We start from the raw sequence: 6468 nt of genomic DNA, 5'->3' as shown, positions 1-6468 counted from the left end.
ATTCTTCTTGCTCTTTAATTTCATTTTCTGTTGCTTCAATTCCTAACTCATAAATTTTCTCATCTTCCCATTTCAAACTCTGAACAATAGCTATTTCTTTGCTTTGTCGTGATTGTGTTGTAAAATATTTTTTGTAAACCTCATCATTTGTGAATGTGTAAGCAATTCTTACTACTTCTTTCTCAAATTTGTTTTTATCAAAATCGGTTGCAAAAATTTCTATTGTAAAAGATGTCAATGGGTTTAAGTCAAAGGCAATTACTTTTCTATTTGCTTTCATGGCTTCAAAAGCACTCATACCGCTTCCTGAAAATGGGTCAAGAAAAAGTCCGTTTTCGGGGGTATAGTTTTCAATATATTTTCGCCAAATGTTATGAGGTTTTTTTTCCCAATATTTCATTGCAGTGTAGATTGGTGGTCTCACATCTTCAACTAAAGCATAGTTTATTTCTTCCGTCATTTTGATTTTTGGTTTTTAGGTATTCAAATGTATATTGTTTGGGGGTACTCATATGGAAGAGAGGTTTCGAAAAGTCCTTTTTACACAAATATTTAATTTTAAACCTATTGATAATCAAAGGGTTACAAAACTACAAATGTATTGAAAGTGACTTTTCAGCCCCTCTTTATGGTGTTATTCCCCTTTCAAAAAGCTTCTCAATACATAGTTAAGAATACCTCCGTGTTTCCAATAAGCAATATCTACTTGAGAATCTAAGCGAATTTGAGCAGAAAAGGTTTTTGTGGATCCATTTGGAGTAGTTGCTTTTACGGTTACTATTTTATTGGGGGTAAGATTTGAGTCCAATCCGAGTATATCATATACTTCGTCTCCTTTGAGGTGGAGAGATTCTTGATTTTCTCCGTTTACAAATACGATAGGGAGAACTCCCATACCTACGAGGTTTGAGCGGTGGATTCTTTCGTAGCTTTCAGCAATAACGGCTTTTACTCCGAGAAGATTTGTTCCTTTTGCTGCCCAATCTCTGCTACTCCCCGAGCCATATTCTTTTCCGCCGATGATGATGAGAGGGGTTTTTGTGGCTTGGTATTTCATAGAAGCATCGTAGATATACATCTCCTCGCCTGTTGGGTGGTATTTTGTCCATCCTCCTTCTTTGGAAGCGAGTTTATTTTTAATTCTCACATTTGCAAAAGTTCCACGCATCATTATTTCGTGGTTTCCTCTTCTCGCACCATAAGAATTAAAATCCTTTTTTTCTATTCCTCTTTTTGTTAAATAAATACCTGCGGGATGTTCTGCTTTGAAAGACCCAGCGGGAGAAATATGGTCTGTAGTTATACTATCGCCGAGTTGGAGTAATACTCTTGCTCCAGTAATATTCGTGGGTTCAGAAACTTTTTCGGATATATTTTTAAAAAAGGGAGCTTCTTGAATGTAAGTAGATTGTGAATCCCACTTATAGAGTTTGCCTTTGGGTACGTTGAGTTTTTGCCATGTCTCATCCCCATCAAACACAGTATGATATACTTTTTTATAATCTGCGGGGGTTACTACTTTTTCCATATAAGTATTTATTTCCTCATGAGAAGGCCATATATCTTTGAGATACACGGATTCTCCATTAGAATTTACTCCCAGTGCATCATTATTCATATCAAAATCAGTTCTTCCTGCAATGGCATAAGCTACTACTAAAAGAGGGGAGGCAAGAAAATTCATTTTTATATTGGGATGTATGCGGGCTTCGAAGTTTCTATTTCCCGAAAGAACAGCAGATACGATGAGATCATTTTCTATAACTGCTTTTTGAATAGCGGGAGGCATATCTCCTGAGTTACCTATACAAGTAGTGCAACCATAGCCAACCACGTGAAATTTTAAAGCTTCTAAATAGGGGAGGAGTTCTGCTTTTTTGAGGTATTCGGTTACTACTCTTGAGCCAGGAGCAAGGGATGTTTTTACCCATGGTTTTATATTGAGACCTTTTTCTATAGCTTTTTTAGCAACTAATCCCGCACCTATCATAACACTGGGGTTAGAAGTATTAGTGCAAGATGTAATAGCAGCCATTACCACCGCTCCATCGGAGAGAGAATAAGAAATATCTCCTATGTTCATGCTGATAGTTTTAAGAGTTTTATCTTTCACCGTAGGATTCCTTTTTTCTACAGGAACATATTCTCTCTGGTAGCTTTCTTTTAGAACGTTGATAACTTTTTCTTTTGCTTCTTTGAGTAGTATTTTATCTTGTGGACGCTTTGGTCCGGATATGGTGGGTTCTATCGTGTTCAAATCCAAAGTTACCACCTGAGTGTATTGAATTTCATTGGCATCTTCTCTCCAAAGCATATTTTTTTTACAATATGTTTCTACCATCTGTATATGTTTTTCGGGACGATTCGTTCTTTTTAGATATGCGATTGTTTGCTCATCTACTGCCCAATGGGTATCGGTGCATCCAAATTCAGGAGACATATTAGAAATAGTAGATCTATCAGGAACGGTGAGATTTGCTACCCCTGGTCCGAATATTTCCACAATTTTTTCTACAACTCCTACATCTCTTAATATACGTGTGATAGTAAGCACTAAATCCGTTGCTGTAATACCTTCTTTTAGTTTTCCTATAATTTTTAACCCGATAACTTCGGGGAGGGTCATATAAATTGGTTGTCCTAACATGGCTGCTTCTGCTTCTATACCACCCACTCCCCATCCTAAAACTCCTATTCCATTTACCATAGGAGTATGCGAATCTGTTCCTACTAAAGTATCAGGAAAAAGATACCCATCTCTTTCTATAACTCCACTTGCGAGATACTCTAAATTTACCTGATGGCATATTCCCATTCCTGGTGGCACAACCGTAAAATTATCTAACGCCTTTTGTCCCCATTTTAAAAGTTTATAACGCTCTTCATTTCTTTCATATTCCAAAGCTACATTTTGATTATAAGAAGCACTCGTTCCAAAAAATTCTACCTGAACCGAATGATCTATAACCATTGCCACAGGCACTAAAGGATTCGTTTTACTGATATCTTTCCCTTTTCGGGATACTTCTTCTCGTATAGATGCTAAATCTACTACCGCAGGAACTCCTGTAAAATCTTGCATAAGAACTCTTGCGGGAGTATAGGGTATTTCTTTTTTCCCTTGTGTATTTTTCCAATCTAATAAAGTTTCCAAATGCTCATCTGTAACAGCAAAACCATCGTAATTCCTGATTGCGTTTTCTAATAAAATTCTTATAGAATATGGCAGATGCTTGAAACGATTCTCTTTTTTGCTTAACTCTTGCAAACTATAATACTTATGAACACCCAACGCACTTTTTAATTCTTTTTCTATTCCAAAAATATCTTTCTTCATCTTTTGTTTTTTAGTTATAAAATGTATTATTATTAAATTATTTGTATATGTATTTCTTTTTATATGCTATCAGTTATTTGGATAGGTAGATATCAGTTTCCCACTTAATCTCAATAATTCAATTTCTGCTAACTTCGTATTAAATTTTGCAGTAAAAAGACGATTTTCTGCTTGAAGAGCCGCTACTTGCGCTTGCCTTAAAACAACAAAAGTTGTGTTCCCTAATATATATCTTTCCAACACATTTTTTTCATTTTCTAAAGCAACAGATACATTTTGCTTTTCTAATTTCAAAAGTTCTAACCCTGTTTTATAGGTATTAAAAATGCTTTGAATATCCAATTGAAAAGATGTTTCTAAATCTTTTATCCTGTATTCATTGATTTCTTTCTGAATTCTAGCATTTTGAATCCTTCTTTCCACTACTCTCCCATTAAAAATAGGAACAGACGCTGTCACTCCGTAATTATAACCATTTCTTTGGGTAAGTGCAAAAATCCCAACCTGCGACCTGTCTATATTAAATATATATCCACTCGTAACATTGATAGTTGGGTATCTATCTGCCCTTGCCTCCATCCACTGTATATGGGCTATTTGCATCTGTTTTTTTGCAATAAGAATATTCAAATTATTTGAATAATTATCTATAAATGTATTGATAACCAATTGAGAATCAATATCTATCTGCGGAAGTACTATAAAATCCGTATTTGTCTCACGCACTAAAATACTATTAAGATCCGCTTTCAACGAAAAAAGAATATTCTCCTGTGTTAAAAGAGAACTTTTATCGGAGTTATAATCTACTTGTGCAGACAAAAAATCTTCTTTTGCTGACCTTCCTATTTCATATTTATTTTTTGCTATTTCTAAACGTTTCTCTGATATCACCAACGTTTCTTTTAAAATACGTATTCTTTCAAATTGTGTTACAATATTATAATAGGAAATAAGAATTTGTGCTATAGTATTCTGTACAGTATTATTTTTTTCTAAAACAGCATTTTCTTCCATTTTTCCCAATCTGTTATAGGTGTAAAACATTTTTAACCCATTAAAAATTGTCCATACAACACTGACAGAAGAAGAGAAAGAATTCGATTTTGCCTCAGGATTATCCGTAGAAGGTCTGTTGGCATCTATAAATTCTTGATGGGTAGCTTCTGTTCTATAATTTTGAGCAAAATTTGCATTTACATTCGGATAAAACCCCGCATTAGAAAATTGATGATTATTCTGTGATATTTGTTTATTTTTCTCTGCTATTTTTATTCCATAATTATTTTCTATACCTATTTTTATTGCTTCATCTACACTTAAAATATTTTGTGAATACCCCGAAAAAAAAATAAAAAAAAATACTATAACATACTTTGTTTTTGAATAGACCATTCTTTTTGATGTAATTGAAAATAAAAATATAAAACAAAAATAGGAGATATAATAAAATAAAAAAGAACAGACATCGCAGCAATATTACTTATTGCAAAAAGTCCAAACCACGAATCATAATAATAAAATAAAAATAATCCATACATACTTTTTAATATTTCAAACAGAATCGCATCTTTTTTATCATCCATCAACTCTGTATATGCATAAATATGTAAAAAAATAAAAAGCCCATAACCATACATTTGGATTATATTTATACTCCCGATACAAGAAAAAAAATAAAGAATAAAAAAAATAGTTCCAAGAAACTGAAAAAAAGTCCAATACATAAGTCCTCTCTGCTGAGTAGGATTATATTTTTCTTGTTGAAAAACATTTTCTATCTTCTGAATCGGATATTTTTCTTTTACATCTTCGGGACGCCATCCTGTAGGCATAAACCATATTCTTATCTTATCTCTCATACTATCTGTTCTGATGGCATCTTGTATTAATAAAAAAAGATGCTGAAAATTTATTTTTATCGGATTCCACGTCCTTGCAGGAACAGTAATCCCATACACAGGCGGTTCTTCATCTAACTCTTCTTGAAAAGTGCCGAATAATTTATCCCAAAAAATAAATATCTGCGAATAATTTTTATCTATATAAACAGGATTAATCGCATGATGAACCCTATGATGTGAAGGAGTAACTATAATATATTCTAACCACCCCATTTTTTTTATATGCTGAGTATGATACCAAAACTGTGCGAAAAGATGTAACGGTGCTACCACAGAAATAACATCATGAGGAACTCCTACCAATGCCGCTGGTATAAGAAAAAAAGTAAATATATTTACAAATCCCGATATACTCTGACGTAATGCGGTAGACAAATTAAATTCCTCACTGCTATGATGAATAATATGCCCATTCCAAAAAATATTAACCCTATGAGCGATTCGGTGGGTACAATACCCAGAAAAATCTAATACCACAAATGCTATGATATACAACAAAATACTCGACTCCAAATGTACCAGAGCAAAATGCTCTAATAAAAAAGGATAAGATATTACTACAAATCCTAAACCTAAGACATCTTTTGTGATATTTGTAGAACCCGAACTAATACTAGAAATCATATCCATTATGCGAATAGTATCTTTTTTTACTATTACCCCATATAATTTCTCTATAAGTATAAGTCCTAAAAAAAATGGAATTGCTATTAATAATACTTGACTATATGTTTGCATTGCTATAAAATAATTCTGATACCATTAAGTAAATAAATGAGAAGAAAAAACGAAAAGAGAATATTTTCTCATAATTTTAATAAAAAAGATATTTTTCTTATTAAAAAAAACGTTATTTTGATTAACTTATCAAAATAATTGAATAAATATAAAAAAAAATATATTATTAGTATGTTAAATAAAAAATGAGAAGTAATATGTTTCATTTAGAATAAAAAAACAAAACTATGGACTTACAAAATTTTGAAATACTATTAGGAGTAATAGGAGCCTTTTTAGGAGTAATAGGAGCCTTTTTAAGTTACATTCTCTTTATGATACTGAAAAGATTGGACAGTACAGAAAGGAGAATAGATAATTTAGATAATAAGTTAGAGAATAGATTAGATAGGTTAGATAATAAGGTAGAGAATAAATTACATAATTTAGATAATAAGTTAAATAATAAAATAGAGAGGTATCAAGAAAAAAATGAGAAAGAATTTGCTC

General features: G+C 32.4%; 5 protein-coding genes. 1 reads left to right on the top strand and 4 read right to left on the bottom strand.

Going from position 1 to position 6468, the window contains the following annotated elements; translation table 11 throughout:
• The 4 genes from QM536_05145 to QM536_05130 all read right to left on the bottom strand — a co-directional run.
• Nucleotides 1-460 (bottom strand): DNA methyltransferase (locus QM536_05145; GenBank protein MDI9356395.1); only part of this gene is annotated, 460 nt, incomplete at its 3' end.
• Nucleotides 461-634: 174 nt separating this feature from the next.
• Nucleotides 635-3337: an aconitate hydratase AcnA gene (gene acnA, locus QM536_05140; protein ID MDI9356394.1), complete on the bottom strand. Its 2703-nt coding sequence runs from the start codon at nucleotides 3335-3337 to the stop codon at nucleotides 635-637.
• Between the two features lie 69 nt (nucleotides 3338-3406).
• Complete coding sequence (locus QM536_05135) at nucleotides 3407-4732, bottom strand: TolC family protein (GenBank protein MDI9356393.1); 1326 nt, start codon at nucleotides 4730-4732, stop codon at nucleotides 3407-3409.
• The gene (locus tag QM536_05130) at nucleotides 4702-5979 is read right to left on the bottom strand and encodes a sterol desaturase family protein (GenBank protein ID MDI9356392.1); all 1278 of its coding nucleotides are present in this window, start codon (nucleotides 5977-5979) and stop codon (nucleotides 4702-4704) included. Before QM536_05130 ends, QM536_05135 begins: the two co-directional genes overlap by 31 nt.
• A gap of 227 nt (nucleotides 5980-6206) precedes the next feature.
• Here QM536_05130 and QM536_05125 point away from each other — a divergent pair.
• On the top strand, nucleotides 6207-6468 hold a 262-nt coding region (locus tag QM536_05125; protein MDI9356391.1), incomplete at its 3' end, for a hypothetical protein.

It is taken from the genome of Chitinophagaceae bacterium, from assembly GCA_030053935.1.
Taxonomy (GTDB): domain Bacteria; phylum Bacteroidota; class Bacteroidia; order Cytophagales; family JASGCU01; genus JASGCU01.
The sequence above is the reverse complement of the archived record's forward strand: the minus strand, read 5'-3'. Positions and strand labels throughout refer to the sequence as shown.

Excerpts from the sequence above, each read along its gene's own strand:
- acnA (MDI9356394.1), bottom strand. The coding sequence starts at position 3,337 with ATGAAGAAAGATATTTTTGGAATAGAAAAAGAATTAAAAAGTGCGTTG.
- QM536_05135 (MDI9356393.1), bottom strand. The coding sequence starts at position 4,732 with ATGGTCTATTCAAAAACAAAGTATGTTATAGTATTTTTTTTTATTTTT.
- QM536_05130 (MDI9356392.1), bottom strand. The coding sequence starts at position 5,979 with ATGCAAACATATAGTCAAGTATTATTAATAGCAATTCCATTTTTTTTA.